The organism is Mesorhizobium sp. M1027 (assembly GCF_040318745.1).
Classification (GTDB): Bacteria; Pseudomonadota; Alphaproteobacteria; order Rhizobiales; family Rhizobiaceae; genus Mesorhizobium.
Window position 1 is genome coordinate 26584 of sequence record NZ_JAMYMW010000021.1, and the last position, 20731, is coordinate 47314.

Genomic DNA, 20731 nt, shown 5'->3' on the forward strand with positions numbered 1-20731 from the left:
TTGCTCAATTTCGGAATGACATGATGACCAACCCCACAATCTCCCTGATCGAGCGGCGCATGTCTGCCAATCGGTTCGATGCCTCGCATGCATTGACGGATGCCGAGGTCGAGGAACTGGCACGCCTCGCAACGCGCGCGCCAAGCGCCTACAACCTTCAGAATTGGCGGTTCATCGCCGTGCGGACGCCGGAAGCAAAGGCGCGGTTGCGCAGCGTGGCCCATGGCCAGGCCAAGGTACAGGAAGCAGCGGTCACCTTCGTCATCTGCGGCGTACTGCCCGACCACGCTGCCCTCAATGCCAGGCTCCGTCCTTTCGTGGAAGCCGGTTTCATGCCGGCGGATATGGCTTCGGGCTGGCGGGAGGGCGCCCGCGCCCAATATGCCGATCCTCTAGCGGCCCGCGACGAAGCCGTGCGCTCGGCAACGCTTGGCGCCGCAACGCTGATTTTCGCGGCCGAAGCGCTGGGGCTCGTCTCCGGTCCGATGGCCGGCTTCGATGCCGAAGGCGTGGCGCGCGAGTTTGGCCTTGGGCGCAACGAAGTGCCGGTGATGCTCATCGCGGTCGGCCGCGCCGCGCCCGGAAACTGGCCGCAAAAGCCCCGCCGCCCTCTTGCCGAAGTACTGGAAATCTTATGAAAACGCGCCGTTCCGATCTGTTGCTTACAGCCATTGCGCCGGCGATATGGGGCAGCACCTACATCGTCACCACGCAGTTCCTGCCGAACTTTTCGCCGATGACGGTTGCGATGCTGCGAGCCTTGCCCGCCGGATTGCTGCTGCTCGCGATCGTTCGGCAACTGCCGACGGGCATCTGGTGGCTGCGCAGTTTCGTCCTCGGGGCCCTCAACATCTCGATCTTCCTGAGCCTGTTGTTTGTCGCCGCCTACCGGCTTCCGGGCGGGGTCGCCGCGACCGTGCTGTCGGTCCAGCCGTTGATCGTGATTTTCCTTGCCGCTGCCCTGCTTGACAGCCCTGTCCGTCGGTTGGCGATCGTCGCCGCCCTTGTCGGGATCGCAGGTGTCGCATTGCTGGTGCTGACCCCGAATGCGGCGCTCGATGCGGTCGGCGTTGCCGCCGGCCTCGCCGGGGCGGCCTCCATGGCCTTCGGAAGCGTATTGGCCCGTAAATGGCAACCGCCAGTATCGCTGCTTACCTTCACGGCATGGCAACTGACCGCCGGCGGTCTGCTGCTCGTTCCAGTGGCTCTGCTGTTCGAGCCTTCCATCCCGCTCCCGACCGGCGCCAACCTGTTTGGACTGGCGTGGCTCGGGCTGATCGGTGCGGCGCTGACCTATGTCCTCTGGTTCCGGGGCATTGCGCGACTGGAATCCGCAGTGGTGTCATCGCTGCTTTTCCTCAGCCCGGTGACCGCCGTGCTGCTTGGATGGGTATTCCTGGACCAGACACTGACCTTGCCTCAAATCGCCGGCGTCGTTTTCGTCATCGGCAGCATCTGGCTGGGTCAACGGCCCAATCGGAACGAGGCTTGAGCCTGGCGGGAGCGGGTCAGTTTGAAAATTCGATCAAGACGGATGGCCGAAGACGGTTAAAATAAGCGGGACCGCACCGAAGCTGCAGAAAAACACAACAGCACCATACGCAATCACCCGGCGCGGTATCAGGAAGTGGGCTGACCAAAATCTAGTACGAAGCCTTGCGTCTCGCCTCCCCAGTCGTTTGCTCCATGGAAGGTTCTGCTCATCAATTGACCCATAGAAATCGGTGCACAGAATTATGCTTAGGAGTGCGACGAACATGGCTGCGAAGCTCAGGGCCAAGACAACGACACAGACCGTTATTGGAATAAACAAGTGAGGATTGTTCGCCCACTCGTACTTCAAATGTCCTCACTCCCCTGCTATTTGTCCGCGGACCATAGGCTTCTCTGCCTCTTTGGCTTGGATCAGCGCGACGATTTCACTGATCTCCCAAAGCTCGCCAGTGACGCCAGCGGTCGGTGATGTCTCAGTTTGAAATTTGAAATATCCGAAAGCGCCTATCCCGGTTTTGTCGGCCAAGGCGGAAACGCCTATATGCTTACCCGAAAGCATGGAGAGCGACAGTGCTCAGTTTCACGCAAGATGGATTGGAGGGCTGGACGTTCGTGGCTGACGAGATATCGGTTGGCCACTACCGAATCCGTGGCCGTCATTTTGACGGTCGTTCGGTCGAACGCCACGGGTCCGACTACAATGCCCTTAAAACTGAAGGTATAAATGATGCGCGGACGCTTGGGGCGAGGCTGAATGCCAACCGGACCTAAAGGCCAGAAGCGCCCCGCCGACGTTATCGGCAACGCCGTCCGCGTCATGCGCATTGCTACCGGCGAGGAAGCCGACGACGTGCAGGACGACGGCAAAGACCCTGCCGCAAAGGCACTTGGCGCAAAGGGCGGAAAGAAGCGCGCCGAGACCATGACGCCGGTGCGGCACGCCGAGATCGCTAGGAAGGCTGCTGAGAAGCGTTGGGCGGCTAAGAGATAAGTTTCTCTAATTCCGTAAGTGTCTCGATATGGTCATCGGTCGAGAGCGGCGCTAGTGAAAAGAACGTGTTGGAATCCCAAGCATGACCAACGCGCCGTTCAAGACGGAATGGCTCTGGCGCTGGCCCCTCAAGGCTGCCAACAAAGCTAATCCCAATCCCACGGAATTCATCATTAGGGCCGCCAGCACGTCGCTCGGTGAACGGCAGATCCTTACCATGCGCATGCAGATGCGCCCCCTTACGCGCCTGGCTAATGCGTTCTCAAAGAAAGTTCGAAAACCGCGCTTACATGGTCGCGCTGTTCACTGGCTGGTGCACTTCATCCGTGTTCACAAGACTCTGAAAAATGTCCAAATTTCAAAACTGACTCACTACCGCCTAAGTCGTCGACTTGTGTCGGCGGATTGTTCGGCACTATGGTCAAGCGGCGGAGGATCTGCCGATGCCACAACGGCCCTATGATGAGCGTCTGCTCCGTCAGGCGTTCGAAGTCGCGCGCCGAGCCCGCGATGCTGGCGAACATCCCTTTGGTTCGCTCCTCGCCGATAAGGACGGCAATGTGTTGCGCGAGCAGCCCAACGGTTACAAAGCCGGCGGGGGCGACCGCACCGCTCACGCCGAAAGGCTGCTGGCCTCGTGGGCGGCGATGAATGTCAGTCTCGAAAAGCTGGCTTCCTGCACCCTCTACACCTCGGCCGAACCTTGCGCGATGTGCTCTGGGACAATCTATTGGGCGGGCATCGGACGGGTCGTCTTTGGGCAGAGCGAACATGACCTCAAGCGGGTAACGGGTGCACATGTCGAGAATCCCACGCTCGACCTGCCCTGCAGGATCGTCTTCGAAGCCGGGCAGCGTCCGACTGAAGTCGTCGGCCCGCTGCTTGCCGATGAAGCGGCGCAACTCCAGGCCGATTTCTGGAAAGACAAGTAGCTCGATTGCCCGCGCGCGGCAAACGCGTGAGCCTAGCCTCATGACGAAAAAATCGGGGCTGGCCCAGTGCCGGCTCCGCGTCAGATCCGCCCGTCAGCCCGTCTTGACGTATTTCCGCCAGCTGTGCTCAGGCCGGAAGCCGAGCATGTCGCGCGCCTTGCGGTTGGAGAGCAGCGTCTCGTATTCGCTGAGATCGCCCTTGACGGGCACGTCGGGATAAAACCGCTTCAAAAGTTCGGCCGTCGGCAGGTCGGACGAGGTGTCGTCATTGGCGGCGTTGAACACCTGATAGCCGAGCCCGTCCTTCTCGATGGCGCGCAGCGTGATCTGGCCGAGGTCGCGCGCGTCGATATAGCTCCAGGCGATGCGCTTGCGGAAACCCGGATCGGCGAACCATTTCGGAAATAGCGAATATTCATGCGGCTCGATGACGTTGCCGATGCGCAGGGCGTAGATGTCGCTGCCATCGCGTTGTGCAAACGCCCGCGCGGTCTTCTCGTTGACGACCTTGGACAGCGCATAGCTGTCCATCGGATCGACGTCGTACTCCTCGTCGAGCGGGAAATACGTCGGATCGCGCGGTTCGTTGGCGAAGACCAGGCCGTAGGTGGTTTCGCTGGAGGCGATCACCACCTTGCGGATGCCGAGCTTCACCGCGGCCTCGATGACGTTGTAGGTGCCGAGCGCGTTGATGCGGAACACCTCGTTGTCGGGCGTGATCATGATGCGCGGGATCGCCGCGAAATGCACCACGGCATCGACCGGCTGCGTGCGCAGCGACGGGTCGAATTCATGCAGGCCCATATAGCTCGACAGCGCGTTGAACACCTGCCCGCTGTCGGTGATGTCGGTGATCAGCGTGCGCACCTTGGGATTGTCGAGCGGCTTGGTGTCGATGTTGAGTACCTGGCAGCCCTGCTCGACGAGATACTGCACGACGTGGCGCCCGGCTTTGCCGCTGCCGCCGGTGAACATAATCCGCTTCGTCATTTTGCTCTCCCTGGAATTCATGTGTATTGTCAGACAATATCGAACTCTGCAATCGCCTGCCATGGCATGCGGCAAAAACCCGCTTCCACAATTCGCCGGCAAGCTGCAGCGCCGTCATCCATCATTGCAAAATAGGACGAAACGACATGAACACGACCGCCGCGAGCGAAAAGATTGGCTTCATCGGGCTTGGCCTGATGGGGCACGGGATAGCAAAGAACATCGTCGACAAGGGCTATCCGCTGACGTTTCTCGGCCGCAAGAACCGTGCGCCGGCGCAAGACCTGCTCGGCCGCGGCGCCAGGGAGGCGACGACCTCGCGCGACGTCGCGGCGGCCTCCGATATCGTCTTCATCTGCGTCACCGGCTCGCGCGAGGTGGAAGCCATCATCCGCGGCCCAGGTGGCCTCAAGGAAGGCCTGAAGCAGGGATCGGTTGTCGTCGACTGCTCGACCTCTGATCCCGTTTCGACGGTGGCGCTGGCCGCCGAACTCAAGGGGCTAGGCGTCGATTATGTCGATGCCCCGCTCAGCCGCACGCCGAAGGAGGCTTGGGAAGGCACGCTCGACGCCATGGTCGGCGCGCCCGATGCGGTCTTTGCCCGGCTGAGGCCGGTGCTCGAAACCTGGGCCGGGCGCATCGTCCATATCGGCGACACCGGCGACGGCCATCGCATGAAGCTGCTCAACAATTTCATTTCGCTCGGCTACGCCGCGATCTATTCCGAGGCGCTGGCGCTGGCGCAGAAGGTCGGCATCTCGCCGCCGCGCTTCGACAGCGTCATTCGCAACGGCCGCATGGATTGCGGCTTCTACCAGACCTTCATGCGCTGGACGCTGGAAGGCGACCGCGACGCGCACAAATTCACCATCGCCAACGCCTTCAAGGATCTCACCTATCTCGAATCGATGGCGGGTGCGGCCGGCATCGCCAACCCGCTTGGCAACGCCACCAAGAACGCCTTCGCCGGCGCCTTCGCGGCCGGCCCCGCCGACCAGTATGTGCCGATGCTGGCCACGCATATCGGCAAGGTCAACGGCGTCGACCTGATGCCGACCTGGGACGGCAAGAAGCAGACGATCTGAGAACGTTGGGATTAACGTCTGTCGCAAAACACCAACATTCGACTGCCGCAGGCTAGTTCGTTTGCACAGAGCATTTGGTTCTTCGATTGAGCCCGAAAGGAACTGTAGACGTTCGCTGCCGACCAGCTACAGCCGCCAATCTCCAACGCTGGCGATTAGCCACATGCCACCACACCTTCGTCATCCCAGGGCGGAGCAGGAGCGAAGCGACGTCGCGCAGACCCTGGGATCCATGCCGTGACATCCGCCGATGAATGCAGCGGCTCAGAGCGGCGCTTGCATCCGCCATTGCGCTCGTTGCCGTTCCACCATGACCGCGAGCCAGAAGCTGCTGAAGCGTTGGCTCCACCAATGGGAGACCGAATTGATCGAGACGACCAATCCAGAGTGCTTCGAGCTTTTTCGTAGGACAGGGGTGGCAGCGTTTGTTCTGGTCCGCTGGAGCATTGCCGCAAGGTAACGGCATGGATCCCAGGGTCTGCGCTGCGTCGCTTCGCTCCTTGCTCCGCCCAGGGATGACGAAGGGAGGATTTCGGCTAATCTCCTAAATTTGCGATTTGCTACCGACAGCAATGATCGACCTCGTCGCCGGTTGACCCGAGTTACACGCTATTGGCCGAGAAACGATCGAATTAGCGCCTAGACCGGCCGATAACGTCATCTGTATTCGCGAGAAGTCTGTGCACCGCAACACGCACAACTTCCGATCGGAAGACGTCAGAAACAAAAAACCCGCCTCGGGAGGCGGGTCGTTGGAGCCAATTGGCACCATACCCAAATCAGTAGCATAGCTGCCGGCACAAAGCAAGAACAAAATGGTCTGCAACGGCAAAAAAGTCCGAATTCCTGTCCCACCCGAGGTCGCCGCCCTCATTGCCTGGCGCTAAGGTTGGCGATTGGCGAAAGCCCGAAGTGGCATCCAATCTCCCCCCACGTGGGGGAGATGTCCGGCAGGACAGAGGGGGGCGCGAAGGAATGCGAGTTTTGCAATCGTTCTGAGCAACGCTAGCCCTGGAGCATAGATCACCGCCGCGACCGGCGGATAACATCGTCGGTGTTGGCGAGAAGCCTGTGCACCGCGGCACGGGCTGCAGCCGGCCGCTGCAGGCGGATGTTTTTCTCGATCGCCTCGTGCAGCCTCTGCGCATGCTGCTGGTCGCTGGTTTCGCGCGTGACGAAGACAAACAGGTGATCGAGCGCCGATTCGATCAGCACGCCGAGCGGCACCAGCAGATCGTTGCCCGAGGCCCGCAGGATGGCGAGGTGAAACCGCGTGTCGGCGCGGGTGCGCTCCTGCAGGTTCGTCGCCTCGCCCATCTCGCGGCAGGCCTGGCTGATCTCGGCCATCTGCTCGTCGGTGCGCCGCATGGCGGCGAAGGCGCTGGCCTCCGGCTCGATGATGTGGCGGAATTCCTGCACGGTTCTGAGGAACACCTCGCGGTCCGGCGAGGTCGCGTACCAGGCCAGCACGTCGCGATCGAGCAGGTTCCAGCGCTCCTTCGGCTCGACCCAGCTGCCGATCTTGGGGCGTGATGCCAAAAGGCTCTTCGCCATCAGCATTTTGATCGCTTCGCGCACCGCTGAGCGGCTGACGTCGAAGGTCTCCGACCATTTGGCTTCGTTGGGCAGGATGGTTCCCGGCGGATAATCGCCGCGCACGATCCTCAGCCCGATTTCGTTGGCCAGCGACGCGTGCACGCTCGAGCCGGGAAAGTGTGCGGCGTCGGCACGCCGAACGACGGCCGGCCGCTCAGCCTCTGCCTTCAACTTGGCGGGTCGCTTTTTTGATGTCGCGTCCGGCATTCGTATTCCCCGGCAGCTGCTTGTCGAAAGCCTGAACTCAGGACACGACAAAGCAACGGCCTACGCTCCAAAGCAGCGTCGCCTCGTGCGTTTGTATGGACGATGCGTAACGGGGCGCCCGCCGAACGGGCGCCCCGAAACTGCGAACCTACTTCTGGATGCAGGTGTCGACGGTGTCCTTGGTGCATTCGTCGAGGCCGGTGAACACCGGATCGGCGACCGGCTTGCCGTCGACCAGGTCGATCATCACCGAGGGCGCCTTGTAGCCCATCTCGAACGGCCGCTGGCCAACCAGTGCGGTCACCAGCCCGTCACGAGCAATCGCCACCTCGTCGCCGATGGTGTCGGCGGCGCCGATGACAAAGGCGTTGCTGGCGATCTTGTCGGCCATCGGCTTGAACAGGTCGCGGTAGGGCTGCGGAGCGCCGAACAGCGGCCAGCCGCCCATGATGCCGAAGGCGTCGAGATCGGGATTGGCGGCGAGGATGTCGGTCATCGCCTGCACGCCCTTGGCGCCGTCGTCATTGGTGAACACCGGGCAGCCGGCAACTTCCGTCCAGCCGCCTTCGCCCGCGAGCGCCGCGAGGCCTTCCTTGCCCGAAAGCGCGTCACGCATACCCTGCGCGCGGCGCAGGATGTTGTCGGCCGCCGGATTGCCTTCGATGGTGCAGATCTTTCCGCCATTCGGCTTGGCCTTCTTGATGTATTCGCCGATCTTGTGACCCATCAGGTAGTTGTCGGTGCCGAGATAGGTCTTGCGCAGCGCCGCATCGTCCTTGCTGAGGTCGGCGTCGAGGGTCATGATCGGGATCGACGGATTGGCGCTTTTGATCGTCTGCGCGATCAGCGGTGCGTTCGATGGCGAAATCGCCATTGCCACCGTGTCGGGCTTGCTCAACATGTCCTGGACGATCTGGGCTTCACCGGCCTCGTCCGAGGTCGACGCCGGTCCGGTGTAGAAGCACTCATATTCCGAGCTGGCGTTTTCCTTGTTCCATTTCTCGCAACCCTGATGGATGGCCTCGAAGAATGGATTGTCGAGACCCTTCACCACGATGACGAGCTGTTTCTTGGCCATGGCCGGCCCGGCACCCAACGCCATGACGGCGGCGGCAGCGAGCAATAGTGATTTCCTCATGTCAGTCCTCCCTTTTGAAACAAACGGACACCGCGTGCCCGCCACACACAGACCGACCCGGAGCAAGATGACAGAGGACGTCGCACTCGTGTCGCCAAGCCAGGTCGATAAGCATTTTCATCTTCAGTCTCAGACCGGCACCGACAGACATCGCTGGTTGCCAAATCCCTGACCGACAAACCCTCACCGATTCCTTCCGGCAACCCGGGAGACCGGCGCAAGCTCCTCCGACACTTAGCTAATATCGCCTTGTCACCGACGTCAATGCTATTTGTCCTACAAAACTGATTTTTCGAAAGAGGCCGTGGTTGACGCCAAGGTGGCTTATGCGTAAATGGGCAAAATCGCTGCCTCCGGGAGGAACTTGGGAGAGCGAAAGGCCGCGGCAGAACCGCAGGCCGCAAAGCACGGGGAGGCAAGAAGGCTGGTGGCGGTTCTCGAACTCACCAACATCTCGAAGCATTTTGGCGCCATCCAGGCGGTCAACGACGTTTCGTTGTCGATCGAGGCCGGACAGGTTGTCGGCCTGATGGGCGACAACGGCGCCGGCAAGTCGACGCTGGTCAAGATGATCGCCGGCAATTTCCCACCGAGCCATGGCACGATGCAGATGGACGGCAAGGAGTTGATCCTGCACAAGCCGGTCGAGGCGCGCCAGCACGGCATCGAAATCGTCCATCAGGACCTGGCGCTGTGCAACAATCTGACGGCCGCCGCCAACGTCTATCTCGGCCGCGAATTGCGCCGCGGCCTCGGGCCGCTTCGCATCCTCGATTATGCCGCGATGTACAAGCGTGCCGGCCAGATCTTCGCCGAGCTGAAATCCGAAACGCGCCCGCGCGACCTGGTCAAACAAATGTCGGGCGGCCAGCGGCAGGCGGTGGCGATCGCCCGTACCATGCTTTCGCAGGCCAAGATCGTGCTGATGGACGAGCCGACGGCGGCGATCTCGGTGCGCCAGGTCGCCGAGGTGTTGAACCTGATCCGCCATTTGCGCGACCAGGGCATCGCCGTCGTGCTGATCAGCCACCGCATGCCCGACGTCTTTGACGTCGCCGACCGCGTCATCGTCATGCGGCGCGGCCGCAAGGTCGCCGACAAGACGATCGCATCGAGTTCGCCGGAAGAAGTCACCGGACTCATCACCGGCGCCATCGAACAGGTATGATTGACGCCTCAACCATGAGTAAAAAAGGTCGATAATGGCAGTCACCCTTGATCAGACGATCGCGCACAAGCAGCACACCTTGCTGAGCAAGGTGTTTGCCAGCCAGACCTTCTGGGTGGTGATCGCGGTCATCCTCGCCTGCCTGTTCCTGTCGGTGGCAACGGATTCCTTCGCCACAACCAAGAACCTCTACAACATCACCCGCAACGTCACCTTCGTCGCCATCGTCGCGCTCGGCATGACCTTCGTCATCATCACGGGCGGTATCGACCTGTCGGTCGGCTCGGTGCTTTGCCTTTGCTCGATGGTGCTGGCCGTGACCATGCATGCCGGCTACGGCATCGAGATCGGCATTGGCGCTGCGATCGCGACAGCGCTGATCATCGGCGCCTTCAACGGGGTTCTGATCGCCTATCTCGGCTTTCCGCCCTTCGTGGTGACGCTCGGCATGCTGTCGATTGCGCGCAGCCTTGCCATGGTCGCCTCCAACAACACCGTCGTCTTTCAGTTTGGGCCGGACCACGACAAGCTGCTGGCGCTGGGCGGCGGCGCATGGGTGTTCGGCATCGCCAATCCGGTGCTCTACATGATCGTGCTCGCGTTGATCACCGGCTTTGTGCTGCGCTGGACGAAATTCGGCCGGCACATCTTCGCCATCGGCGGCAACGAGCATGCGGCGACGCTGACCGGCGTTCCGGTGCGCCAGATCAAGGTTGTCGTCTACATGATCTCGGCATTGGCGGCTGGCCTTGCCGGCGTCATCCAGACCGGCTGGCTGGGCGCGGTCACCACCAATCTCGGCAACGGCATGGAGCTTCAGGTGATCGCCGCCACCGTCATCGGCGGCGCCAACCTGGCCGGCGGCATGGGCACCGCTTTCGGCGCGGTCGTCGGCGCGGCGCTCATCGAGGTCATCCGCAACAGCCTCGGCCTGCTCGGCATCAATGCCTTCTGGCAAGGCGTGTTCATCGGCGGCGCCATCCTGCTCGCCGTGCTGTTCGACCGCATCCGCAATTTCAGGCGCAACGACTGAATATTCGGCCGGATCTCGACGCCGAAGCAGATCGTTCGCTAGTCGAATTGCCGGCCCCGAGGCCTCGCTGGCGCTGGTCGCCGGCCGACGGCATCGGTCTTGCCATAGCGGCCTGGAAACGCTCGCCGTCCTCCTATCGCCGAGTCTGAAAATCCGCCGGTGCGGCGCATGGCCGGCGCCCGGACGTGCACATGCGTCTTGACGCAAGCCCAAACTGAGCCGCACAATCGCCCGCAGCAGGCGAAGGGAGGCCAGTCGCCTGCGGGAGGATATACCCATGACGGAAGCGATCAGGCTCTACTGGGGCCGGTTCGGACATGTTTCTGTCTTGAACGTCGCCAGCGACTTCGTCACCCATGCCCATGTCGAGGCGCATATCATCATCTGGCTGGAAGGCACCGCCGGCGAGATGACCATCGGCCGCGAGACGGTGCGGCTTGGACCGGGCACCGCCGCCGGCATCAATTCCTTCCAGCCGCACAGCCACGCTCTGTCCCGCGACGGCACGCCTGGCCTGTTCCTCGCCTTTTACATCGATCCGGACTGGGCACGGAAACGCCGCGAGCTGCCTTCCGCCGCGCCGCTGTTCTCCGCGCCGGCAATCACGCTCGAGCCTTGGCTGCACAAGGCAGCGGCTAACCTCCTCGACCATCTCAGCGACAATGAGAGCATCGACGACATCGCCAATTACGAGATCGAGCGCTTCATCGACAGCGTGCTCGATGCCGCCGACGCATCCGCACCGCAGACCGTGCGTGCCCGGGTCAACACCATGCAGGACTTCCGCGTCCGCAAGGCGATCCAGCTGATGAAAGCCAATGTCTGCGAGCGCATCTGCTTCGACGACGTGGCGCGCAGCGTCGGCCTGTCGCGGCCGCATTTCTTTGCACTGTTCAAGGAACAGACCAATCTGACGCCCAACGTCTATTGGAACACGCTGCGCATGGAGGAAGCGGTGCGGCAATTGCAATGGTCGCAGGAGCCGCTGATCTCGGTCGCCTGCAATCTCGGCTTCACCACTCAGGGCAATTTCTCGCGCTTCTTCCGCGACCATGTCGGCGTCCCGCCGACGCTTTACCGCGAGGCGGCACGGGCGATCGGCTGAGCGCCCGTTTTTCAGACTATTTGATAGGCGTTCAAGACGCATTGATAAGCGCCGCCAAGTCCGCCGCCCTACCCTCCCAGGCAGCTGATTTGCGAGGGAACGATCAAATGGCGAAAGTCACCATCTCCAGCGTCATCGACGCGCCGGTCGAAAAGGTCTGGGCGCGCATACGCGACTTCAACGGCCTGCCGACCTGGCACCCGCGCATGGTCGAAAGTCATATCGAGGACGGCAAGGATGCCGGCACGATCGGCTGCGTACGCAATTTCCAGCTCGCCAGCGGCGCCCGCCTCCGCGAAAAGCTGCTCGATTTCTCCGACGAAAATTTCCTCGTCAGCTACTCCATCCTGGAGACGCCGCAGCCGCTCACCAACCACAAGGCGACGCTGCAGCTGCGACGGGTGACCGACGGCGACCGTACCTATGCCGAATGGACCGCCAGCTTCGACGCGCCCCCGGAGGAAGCCGACAAGCTGGCCGAAGGCATGGGCGCAAACGTCTTCCAGGGCGGCTTCAACGCTCTGAAGGCCCATTTTGCCGGCCAAGGTTGAACTGGACTGAGCTGACAAACAGGAGCGTTCCATGACGCTTGCACTGCAGACCTTCCCGACGGTGAAGGACGCCGGCGCGGCGCTGAAAGCCGCCGGCGCCCGCTATCTCGGCGGCGGCACGCTGGTCGTTCGCGCCGCCAATGAAGGCGATGTGTCGATCTCCGGTTTCGTCAGGTCGACCGAGCCGGCGCTGTCGGTCATCCGCATTTCCGGCGGCGAGGTCCGCATTGGCGCTTCGGTGACCATGGCGGCGATCGCCCGCCATCCGGATCTCGCCCCCCTGGCCCACGCCGCGCGCGGTGTCGGCGGACCGGCGATCCGCAACATGGCGAGCGTCGGCGGCAATCTCTTCGCGCCGACACCTTACGGTGATTTCACCGTTGCGCTGCTGGCTCTGGACGCAACCGTCAGCACCGGTGACAGCGAGCTGCCGATTGAGACATTCCTCGCAAGGCGCGAGAGCAATGACGCCATCGTCACCGCGGTCGGCTTCAAGCTTCCGAAGGAAGGCGGCTTTCGCTTCCTGAAAGTGTCGAGGGTCAAGCCAAAGGGCGTCTCGGTGCTGAGCATCGCCACCGTGCTGGAACAGGCGCCGGACGGAACCGTGTCGTCAGCGCGGATCGCGTTCGGCTGCATGGCCGACCGGCCGATCCGTGCCAGGGCGGCGGAGAAAGCCTTGATTGGCCGCAAACTCACCGCAGACGGCATTGCACCGGCACTGGCTGTTGCCCGCGACGGCACTTCGCCCCCAACCGATCCAATCGCCAGTGCCTGGTATCGCAACGAAGTCCTGCCGGTCCATCTCGCCCGGCTGCTGCTCGCCTGAAAGCCCATGGCGCGCATGTCCGTCTGGCTGCGGCGCAAGGAGTAAAAAAGATGGCAAAGGTCCCGGTTCAGTTCACGCTCAATGGTGCGGAGAAAGCCGAGTTCATCGACAGCGGCACGACGCTGCTTCACGCGCTTCGCGACAAGATCGGCGACACCTCGCCGAAGGGCGGCTGCCATCAGGGCACCTGCGGTGCGTGCTCGGTCATCATCGATGGCGAACTCAGGCTCTCCTGCCTGACGCTGGCAGAGGCCTGCAATGGTGCGACTATCACCACAACATCAGGGCTTTCGGAAGGCGGCGTGCTGCATCCGCTGCAACGCGCTTTCCTCGATGCTTTCGCCACGCAATGCGGTTTCTGCACACCGGGCATGATCATGGCAGCCAAGGTGCTGCTCGATCACACGCCGAACCCCAGCCGCGAGGATGTGGTCGAGGCGCTGTCGGGCAATATCTGCCGCTGTACCGGCTACGAGCCGATCATCCAGGCGGTGCTGACCGCCGCGCAGTCCAATTCGCAGAACGCGGCTTGAGGGGGTTAAGAAAATGGAACTCCGCAAGAGCTATTTCGCCGACCAGCGCAAGGACGATCTGCACGAGATCGGCCAGCCGCGGCCGCGTTCGGATTCACCCGGCCATGTCACCGGCAAGACCACCTATTTCGCCGACCGCAATTTTCCCGGCATGCTGCATTTGAAGATGGTGCGCAGCCCGCACCACCACGCCCGCATCCGCAGCATCGACATATCCGAAGCGGAAAAGCACCCAGGCGTCGTCAAGGTGCTGACCGCCAAGGATGTGCCACACAATGTCTACACCATCCTGATCCTGATCCAGATCGGGCCGGAGGACGAGACGGTGCTGGCCGACGGCAAGGTGCGCTGGAAGGGCGAGGCGGTGGTGGCGGTGCTGGCCGATACCGAGCGTGCCGCCCAGGAAGCCGCCGCCAAGGTCAAGGTTGATTACGAGGTGCTGCCGGCCGTCTTCGACATGGACGAAGCGCTGAAGCCCGGCGCGCCGATCGTCAACGAATATCACGGCCGCAATTATTACCTCTACGACAGCGGCAAATGCCGCAAGGTGCGCTTCGGCGATGTCGAGGCAGGCTTTGCCGGAGCCGACCACGTGCTCGAACAGACCTACCAGTCTTCACCGATCGAGCATGCGCCGACCGAGACGACAGGCTGCATCGTCGCACCCGAGGGTAACGACCGCTTCACCTGCTACACCAACACGCAGGCGATGTTCTTCACCCTCGACAACACCTCGATCATCCTGCAGATGCCCGGCAACAAGCTGCATTTCGTCGGCGGCACCGTCGGCGGCGGCTTCGGCGGCAAGGTCGACGTCATCGTCGAGCCGATCGCCATCCTTGGCGCCAAAATAACAGGACGACCGGTCTGTTTTATCTACAGCCGCGAGGAAGAGATGCAGATTTCCTCGCCGCGCGCCGCCGAGAAGGTCGTCATCAAGGACGGCGTCATGAACGACGGCCGCATCGTCGCGCGCAAAGTGACCGGCTACACCGATGCCGGCGCCTATTCGCGCCATTCGCCCTACGGCGCGCAGAAGGGCGCAGGCCACTATCCCGGCCCGTATACGATCCCGAACGTCTGGATCGACACTTATTGCGTCTACACCAACCGCACCCCGTCCTCGGCGATGCGCGGTTTCGGCGTCACCATCGGCGATTTCGCGCTCGAGGTGCAGATGGACAAGCTCGCACGGCTGATCGGCATGGACCCGCTCGAATTCCGCTTCATCAACGCCTACCGCGACGGCGACATGAAGGCGCATCGCCAGCCGACCGAGGGAGCGGCGCTGATCGAGTGCATGCAGGAAGCCTCACGCGCCGCCAACTGGCCGGTGGCGGAGAAGTTCATGGCGATGTCGTCTTACGCGAAGGGAGCTTGAGATGGCGATCAGGCGCGGACGCGGCGTTGCCGCGATCAACTATCCGACCGGCATGAATCTCGGCGGCGACCCGACCCAGGCGCTGGTGCATTCGACGCCGACCGGCAATTTCATGGTGACGCTGTCGAGTGTCGATCTTGGCCAGGGCATGAAGCAGATCATGGCGCAGATCTGCGCCGAGACGATCGGCGTGCCGACCGACCGTGTCGTCGTAGACACCGCCGACACCGACACCGGTCCGCACTGCATGGGCACCTTCGCCTCGCGTGGCACGCACCGCGCCGGCAACGCCGTCATCGAGGCGGCCAGGGAAGCCCGCCAGGTGATGTTGGCAGTAGCGGCCGAGGAGCTGGAGGTGAATGCGTCGGACCTCGAGACTGATGGCCAGGGCAACATCCTGGTCAAGGGCGCGCCACAAAAATCGATCTCGATCTTCGATGTCGCGCTGTCGGCGCATTTCAAGCGCGGCCGCTCGATTTCCGGCCGCGGCATGTTTTTGATTCCCCGCTCCTATCCCGAAAAGGAAACCGGCGCGATGAAGCCGTCGACCTGCTACGCCCACGCCTGCACGGTTGCCGAGGTCGAGGTCGATGACGAGACCGGCGAAGTCACCGTGCTGACGGTGAAGAACGTCTTTGAGATCGGCCGCGCGCTGAACCCGAAAATGGTCGAGCAGCAGCTCGTCGGCGGTTCGTGGATGGGCATCAGCCATGCTCTCTACGAAACGACCGAGCCCTATTATCCCAACCGCGACCATGGCGGCACCGACTTCAACCAGTATCTGATGCCGGGTCCTGGCGATCTCGCGCAAACCGAGATCATCGTGCTGGAGAGGCCCTCGGCCGACGGGCCGTACGGCGCCAAGGGGCCGGGCGAAATGTGCGCCAACCCGCAAATCCCGGCGGTGGCCAACGCCGTCTTCGACGCCGTCGGTGTGCGCATCGACACGCTGCCGATCACGCCGGAGCGCATCCTGCGGGCGCTGAAGGCGCAAGCATCGAACTGAGTGCTGGAAATGCCCAAGAGAAGCGCCCGGACTTCAAGCGCAGAGACAGTCGCGACCTCGCCGGAGGCGGTGGCGTTCCGCCTCGCCGCCTCGCGCTATCTCGCCGATGAAAGCCTGGCCACCGCAATCTTCCTGGCGATCAGGCTGGGTAAGCCGCTGCTGCTAGAAGGCGCCCCCGGCGTCGGCAAGACCGAAGCGGCGAAGGCGATAGCCGAACTGCTCGGGCGCGATCTGGTGCGGCTGCAATGCTATGAAGGCATCGACGCCGCACATGCGCTATACGAGTGGAACTACCAGCGCCAGCTGCTCGCCATCCGCCATGCCGGCGAGCACGAGGTCGACATCTACGATGACCGTTTCCTGATCGCGCGGCCGCTGCTGCAGGTGCTGAAGGCGCCGGAAAAGCGCGTGCTGCTGGTCGACGAAATCGACCGTTCCGACCATGAATTCGAAGCGCTGCTGCTGGAGTTCCTGTCCGATTTCCAGATCAGCATTCCCGAGCGCGGCACCATTCGCGCGACGGCGCAGCCGATCGTCATCCTGACCTCGAACCGCACCCGTGAACTGGCCGAAGCGCTGCGGCGGCGCTGCGTCTATCACTGGATCACCTATCCCGACGCCATTCGCGAGGCCGAGATCATCATGCTGCGCGCCCGCGACGTCGCCGAGGCCACGGCGCGCGCCGTGGCTTCCGCCGTGCGCGACATCCGCGCGCGTCCGCTGGCCAAGCCGCCAGGCATCGCCGAGGCGGTCGAATGGGCCAATGCCGCCACCATCCTCGAAAAGGGCGGCAGCCCCTGGCCGGAAGCCTTCCGCCGCGCCATCGGCGTGCTGATCAAAGACGAGGAGGACTTTTCCTGCATCGCGCCCGAGCTCGGCAAGATTATCGAGGAGGCGCTGGCGTGAGCGCGGCGGGCCTGCCTCAAGGGGCAGCACCCTTCCTCGGCTTCGGCCGGCTGCTGCGCCGCTACGGCTTCCCGGTAGCGCCCGAGCAGGTCTCCGGTTTCATGCAGGCGGTTACGTTGCTCGGCCCACGCTCGATGGCCGACATCCGCGAAGCGGCCCTCGCCACGCTGGCGCCGCCGCCCGACCGCCGCGACGAATTCGAGGCGCATTTCCGGAGCCATTTCTATGGGGATGCCGCGGCGCTGGTCGAAGGCGATGCCGACGAGGAAACCCGCATCAAGGACGATGGTGCAACGGGCGAAGAAGAAATCGAGGTGGTCCGCCAGGAGCAAGGCGGCGAACTGTCTTCGGCCAGCGAACAGTTGAGCGTCCGCGAGTTCCAGCGCGATCGCGACGGGCTTGCCGCCTTCCGCCGCAAGCTCGCCACCGCTTTGCCCGCCCGCCGGTCCTTCCGCACCGTGCGCACGCATGCGCGCGGCAAGCTCGACCTGCGCCGCTCGCTGCGCGAAATCGTCAGTGCCGACGGCGATATCCCCTCGCCGCTGCTGCGCCGGCGGCAGACAGTGCCGCGCAAGCTTCTCATCCTGATCGACGTTTCGGGCTCGATGAAGCACTACACATCGGACTATCTCAAGCTGGCACACGCGGCGGTGCAAGGCGCCGACCGGGCGGAGGTATTCACTTTCGGCACACGGCTGACCCGCATCACCTCGGCGCTGCGTATTCGCGACCGCGACCAGGCGCTGGCCCGCGCCGCTGCCCAGGTCGACGACTGGGACGGCGGCACCCGCATGGGTCCAACGCTGCTAGCCTTCCTCTCGGTGCCGCGCTTCTCCGCCTTTGCACGCGGGGCGGCAATCGTCATCCTGTCGGATGCGCTCGAGCGCGGCGATCATGCCGAGCTGGAAATGGCGATGCGCCGGCTGAGTGCCCGCGCCTTCCGACTCTCCCTGGCGACGCCGTTGGCCGGCGATCCGCGTTTCCAGCCGGCAACGGCAGCACTTCGCGCCATCCTGCCGATGCTCGACGACCTGGTCGACGGCTCGTCCATCGCGGGCCTCACCGATTTCATCCTGTCGCTCGCCCGCCCCGCCCCCGTGGCCGCGGCAATCTGGAAGAGGGTTTCGTGATGCAGAAGGCGATCGACGCGCATTTCCACATCTGGCGCCAAAAGGACCAGCCGTGGCTGGTCGGGCCGATGGTCCCGCGCATCTTTGGCCCCTACGAGCCGATCCGCCGCGACTATCCGATCGAGGAATTCCTTGCCGACCAGCAAGGCTCGGGCGTCGAGAAGGCGGTCTATGTCCAGACCAACTGGGCCAAGGAGGATTTCGAGAACGAGGTCGCCTTCCTGCAGAAGACCGCGGAAGAAACCGGCTGGCCGCACGCCATCGTCGGCTATGCCGACATGACCGTGGACGACGTGCGTTCCCAGATCGACCCGCTGATCAAATACCCGCTGCTGCGCGGCGTGCGCATGCAGCTGCACTGGCACGAAACGCCGGCCTTCCGCTTCGCCGCCTCGGCCGATCAGGTCATCGACCCGAAGGTGCGGGCCAATGTCGCGCGGCTCAAGGATTACGGCCTGTCCTTCGACCTGCAGGTTTTCCCCGACCAGATGAAGGATGGGCTGACGCTCGTCGGCGAGAACCCCGAGACCAATTTCATTCTCACCCACGCCGGCATGCTGACCGGCTTGGAGCCCGAAACCACCGAGGCCTGGAAGGCAGGGCTGCGCACGCTGTCAGCGGCGCCCAACCTCTATGCAAAGCTGTCCGGCCTCGGCACCTTCGTCCACCGTAACGATCCGGCGCTCATCGGCTATATCGTCGACAATGCCATCGACATCCTCGGCAGCGATCATCTGATGTTCGGCTCGAACTTCCCGATCGAGAAACTGTGGACCAGCCACGCCGAGCTGATCAGGGCGCACCGGCAGGCCGTGGCAAAACACGGCGCGACCGCCGAGGCGGATGTCTTTTGGAACACGGCGGAGAAGATATATCGGCCGGTGTAGCGCCGCTCTTTCCTTCTCCCCTTGTTGTGGGAGAAGGAAAAGCTCCCCGCCTCCGCCGACACAGGACGGACAACTGCGGCCGATTTCAGCTCCGCAAAACATGGCCCGAGACCTCGGCGCCGGCAGCGTTCGGCAACGCCAGAAAGCGGCACGAGGCCGCGAGCCCGATTGCGCCGATCACCAGGAAGGCAAGGCGGAAGTCGATCAGATCGAGCGCTGCCGCGCCCCTGGCGATCTGCGACAGGTTGAGCAGTGCCGCCGCCACCGCCACGCCGAACAGCATCGCCACCTGTTGCAGCATGCTGGATAACGTCGCCGCCGAGCTGCGCTGAGGTGGGGCCACATCGGCGAAGGCCAGTGTGTTGAGCGCGGTGAACTGCATCGAACGCGACAGTCCGGCGATCAGCATCAGCACCACCACCAACGCTTGCGGCGTCTGCGGCGAAAGCGCCGCGCAGGCCGTGATCGACAAGGAGGCGATCACCCCGTTGACGATCAGCACCGAACGGAAGCCGAAGCGCCTCAGCGTCGGCGACGTCACCGCCTTCATGCCGAGGTTGCCGAAGAAATAGGCCAGGATCATCATGCCCGCATCGATTGGGCTCAGTCCGAAGCCTACCTGGAACAAAAGCGGCAGCAGGAACGGCGTGGCGTTGATGGCGATTCGGAAAATCGTGCCGGCCGACAGCGTTGAGACGGCAAAAGTCTGCACCTTGAAAGCTGTGAGATCGAGCAGCGGATGGTTGGCGCGTCGCAGATGCCGCACCGCCAGCCAGCCGACCAAAATGCCCGTGCCGAGCAGTGCCACGGTCGGCAACACACCGTTTTGCGGATGCGCGATGCGCTCGAGGCCGTAGAGCATCGAGGCGAGCCCCACCGAAGTCAGCAGGAAGCCCGGCCAGTCGAGCGGCTTGGCTCCGGCTTCGCGGTCGCCCGGAATGAAGCGGGCGACCAGCGCCAAACCGGCAACCCCAAGCGGGATGTTGATGAAGAAATTCCAGTGCCAGGAGAGATAAGTGGTGATGAAGCCGCCAAGCACCGGCCCGACCACCGGCGCAAACAGCGCCGGCCAGGTGATCAGCGCCGTGGCGTTGAGAAGCTCGGATTTCGGTGCATTGCGCAGCACCAGGATGCGGCCGACCGGCGTCATCAGCGCGCTGGCCAGGCCCTGCACCGCGCGCGCGGCAACGAACTCGGCCAGGTTCTGTGAGATGCCGCAAACGAGCGAGGCCAATGTAAACGGGGCGATCGCAACGAGGAAGATGTTGCGCGCGCCAAAACGGTCGGCGAGCCAACCGGACAGCGGCACGAACACCGCCATGGTCAGCATATAGACGGTGATGCCGATGCTCATCGCCACCGCGGGCACGCCGAAGGATTCTCCCATCTGCGGCAGCGAGGTCGAGATGATGGTCGAATCCAGAAGCTGCATGAAAAAGGCGACGGCGACGATCAGTGCCACCCGCCGAGCTTGCCGCGCCGCCGGCGCGGTTTCGGGCAAGGCTTTGTTTTCGGGAATGGCGGTCATACACAGACTGTCCGAAGGGGAATTTTCACCCGCTCCATCGGCAACCGCGCAATTGTCCGGCAAACCGATGACGCACCGGTTTCAACAGCATCTGGCCGGTGCCGTCCAGACCTGGTCCAACAAACTTTCGTGTGGCATCGCAGGCGGCCATGCGATGACCTAGAGCGGTTCCTGATTTGACGGAATCGAAGGGGATTCCCGATCAGTCGGTTCTGTGATTCAAGATGCTGGCTGGAGTGGAGGC

General features: G+C 63.1%; 22 protein-coding genes. 17 read left to right on the forward strand and 5 right to left on the reverse strand.

Annotated features, from left to right (window positions below; genetic code table 11):
• Positions 1-23 precede the first annotated feature (23 nt).
• Both NKH50_RS28290 and NKH50_RS28295 read left to right on the forward strand, forming a co-directional pair.
• Positions 24-638: a nitroreductase family protein gene (locus NKH50_RS28290; protein ID WP_352882459.1), complete on the forward strand. Its 615-nt coding sequence runs from the start codon at positions 24-26 to the stop codon at positions 636-638.
• Positions 635-1492 carry an EamA family transporter gene (locus tag NKH50_RS28295; RefSeq protein ID WP_352882460.1) on the forward strand — a complete coding sequence of 286 codons (858 nt, stop codon included), beginning with the start codon at positions 635-637 and terminating at the stop codon, positions 1490-1492. The genes NKH50_RS28290 and NKH50_RS28295 overlap by 4 nt, the downstream gene beginning before the upstream one ends.
• 357 nt (positions 1493-1849) lie before the next feature.
• Here the strand turns inward: NKH50_RS28295 and NKH50_RS28300 are convergent, their stop codons facing one another.
• Positions 1850-2020, reverse strand: coding sequence for a hypothetical protein (locus NKH50_RS28300; protein ID WP_352882462.1), 171 nt, complete (start codon positions 2018-2020; stop codon positions 1850-1852).
• Positions 2021-2248: 228 nt separating this feature from the next.
• Between NKH50_RS28300 and NKH50_RS28305 the strand changes: the two genes are divergently transcribed.
• The 3 genes from NKH50_RS28305 to NKH50_RS28315 all read left to right on the forward strand — a co-directional run bounded on the left by NKH50_RS28305 (position 2249) and on the right by NKH50_RS28315 (position 3417).
• Positions 2249-2485 (forward strand): RNA-binding protein, encoded by a 237-nt coding sequence (locus NKH50_RS28305; protein WP_352882463.1) that lies wholly within the window; start codon positions 2249-2251, stop codon positions 2483-2485.
• Between the two features lie 82 nt (positions 2486-2567).
• Complete coding sequence (locus NKH50_RS28310; protein ID WP_352882465.1) at positions 2568-2948, forward strand: hypothetical protein; 381 nt, start codon at positions 2568-2570, stop codon at positions 2946-2948.
• Positions 2929-3417 carry a nucleoside deaminase gene (locus tag NKH50_RS28315; RefSeq protein WP_254819093.1) on the forward strand — a complete coding sequence of 163 codons (489 nt, stop codon included), beginning with the start codon at positions 2929-2931 and terminating at the stop codon, positions 3415-3417. Before NKH50_RS28310 ends, NKH50_RS28315 begins: the two co-directional genes overlap by 20 nt.
• 93 nt (positions 3418-3510) lie before the next feature.
• Here NKH50_RS28315 and NKH50_RS28320 read toward each other — a convergent pair whose 3' ends face one another.
• Positions 3511-4407: an NAD-dependent epimerase/dehydratase family protein gene (locus NKH50_RS28320; RefSeq protein WP_352882467.1), complete on the reverse strand. Its 897-nt coding sequence runs from the start codon at positions 4405-4407 to the stop codon at positions 3511-3513.
• Positions 4408-4553: 146 nt separating this feature from the next.
• On the opposite strand from NKH50_RS28320, the gene NKH50_RS28325 reads away from it, so the two are divergent.
• Positions 4554-5492 carry an NAD(P)-dependent oxidoreductase gene (locus NKH50_RS28325; RefSeq protein WP_352882469.1) on the forward strand — a complete coding sequence of 313 codons (939 nt, stop codon included), beginning with the start codon at positions 4554-4556 and terminating at the stop codon, positions 5490-5492.
• 1023 nt (positions 5493-6515) lie between these two features.
• Here NKH50_RS28325 and NKH50_RS28330 read toward each other — a convergent pair.
• Both NKH50_RS28330 and NKH50_RS28335 read right to left on the reverse strand, forming a co-directional pair.
• Positions 6516-7295 (reverse strand): FadR/GntR family transcriptional regulator, encoded by a 780-nt coding sequence (locus NKH50_RS28330; RefSeq protein WP_352709819.1) that lies wholly within the window; start codon positions 7293-7295, stop codon positions 6516-6518.
• A gap of 148 nt (positions 7296-7443) precedes the next feature.
• Positions 7444-8433 (reverse strand): sugar-binding protein, encoded by a 990-nt coding sequence (locus tag NKH50_RS28335; RefSeq protein WP_352491047.1) that lies wholly within the window; start codon positions 8431-8433, stop codon positions 7444-7446.
• A 427-nt stretch (positions 8434-8860) separates the two neighbouring features.
• Between NKH50_RS28335 and NKH50_RS28340 the strand changes: the two genes are divergently transcribed.
• The 11 genes from NKH50_RS28340 (at position 8861) to NKH50_RS28390 (ending at position 18959) form a co-directional block, all read left to right on the forward strand.
• The gene (locus tag NKH50_RS28340; RefSeq protein ID WP_023675804.1) at positions 8861-9601 is read left to right on the forward strand and encodes an ATP-binding cassette domain-containing protein; all 741 of its coding nucleotides are present in this window, start codon (positions 8861-8863) and stop codon (positions 9599-9601) included.
• Between the two features lie 34 nt (positions 9602-9635).
• The gene (locus NKH50_RS28345; RefSeq protein ID WP_352882473.1) at positions 9636-10634 is read left to right on the forward strand and encodes an ABC transporter permease; all 999 of its coding nucleotides are present in this window, start codon (positions 9636-9638) and stop codon (positions 10632-10634) included.
• A 277-nt stretch (positions 10635-10911) separates the two neighbouring features.
• On the forward strand, positions 10912-11739 hold the full coding sequence (locus tag NKH50_RS28350) for a helix-turn-helix domain-containing protein (protein ID WP_352882475.1): 828 nt from the start codon (positions 10912-10914) through the stop codon (positions 11737-11739).
• Positions 11740-11846: 107 nt separating this feature from the next.
• Positions 11847-12290 (forward strand): SRPBCC family protein, encoded by a 444-nt coding sequence (locus tag NKH50_RS28355; protein WP_352752308.1) that lies wholly within the window; start codon positions 11847-11849, stop codon positions 12288-12290.
• Positions 12291-12321: 31 nt separating this feature from the next.
• Complete coding sequence (locus tag NKH50_RS28360) at positions 12322-13116, forward strand: FAD binding domain-containing protein (RefSeq protein ID WP_352882477.1); 795 nt, start codon at positions 12322-12324, stop codon at positions 13114-13116.
• Positions 13117-13166: 50 nt separating this feature from the next.
• Positions 13167-13649 carry a (2Fe-2S)-binding protein gene (locus NKH50_RS28365; RefSeq protein ID WP_352644876.1) on the forward strand — a complete coding sequence of 161 codons (483 nt, stop codon included), beginning with the start codon at positions 13167-13169 and terminating at the stop codon, positions 13647-13649.
• Between the two features lie 13 nt (positions 13650-13662).
• Complete coding sequence (locus tag NKH50_RS28370) at positions 13663-15030, forward strand: xanthine dehydrogenase family protein molybdopterin-binding subunit (RefSeq protein ID WP_352705165.1); 1368 nt, start codon at positions 13663-13665, stop codon at positions 15028-15030.
• Position 15031: 1 nt separating this feature from the next.
• Positions 15032-16036 (forward strand): xanthine dehydrogenase family protein molybdopterin-binding subunit, encoded by a 1005-nt coding sequence (locus NKH50_RS28375; protein WP_352882479.1) that lies wholly within the window; start codon positions 15032-15034, stop codon positions 16034-16036.
• Positions 16037-16045: 9 nt separating this feature from the next.
• On the forward strand, positions 16046-16942 hold the full coding sequence (locus NKH50_RS28380) for an AAA family ATPase (protein ID WP_352882481.1): 897 nt from the start codon (positions 16046-16048) through the stop codon (positions 16940-16942).
• Positions 16939-18072, forward strand: a complete 1134-nt coding sequence (locus NKH50_RS28385) for a vWA domain-containing protein (RefSeq protein ID WP_352882483.1) — start codon at positions 16939-16941, stop codon at positions 18070-18072. The genes NKH50_RS28380 and NKH50_RS28385 overlap by 4 nt, the downstream gene beginning before the upstream one ends.
• Positions 18072-18959 carry an amidohydrolase family protein gene (locus tag NKH50_RS28390; RefSeq protein WP_352882485.1) on the forward strand — a complete coding sequence of 296 codons (888 nt, stop codon included), beginning with the start codon at positions 18072-18074 and terminating at the stop codon, positions 18957-18959. Before NKH50_RS28385 ends, NKH50_RS28390 begins: the two co-directional genes overlap by 1 nt.
• An 85-nt stretch (positions 18960-19044) precedes the next feature.
• Here NKH50_RS28390 and NKH50_RS28395 read toward each other — a convergent pair whose 3' ends face one another.
• The gene (locus NKH50_RS28395) at positions 19045-20487 is read right to left on the reverse strand and encodes a DHA2 family efflux MFS transporter permease subunit (protein ID WP_352882488.1); all 1443 of its coding nucleotides are present in this window, start codon (positions 20485-20487) and stop codon (positions 19045-19047) included.
• Positions 20488-20731 lie beyond the last annotated feature (244 nt).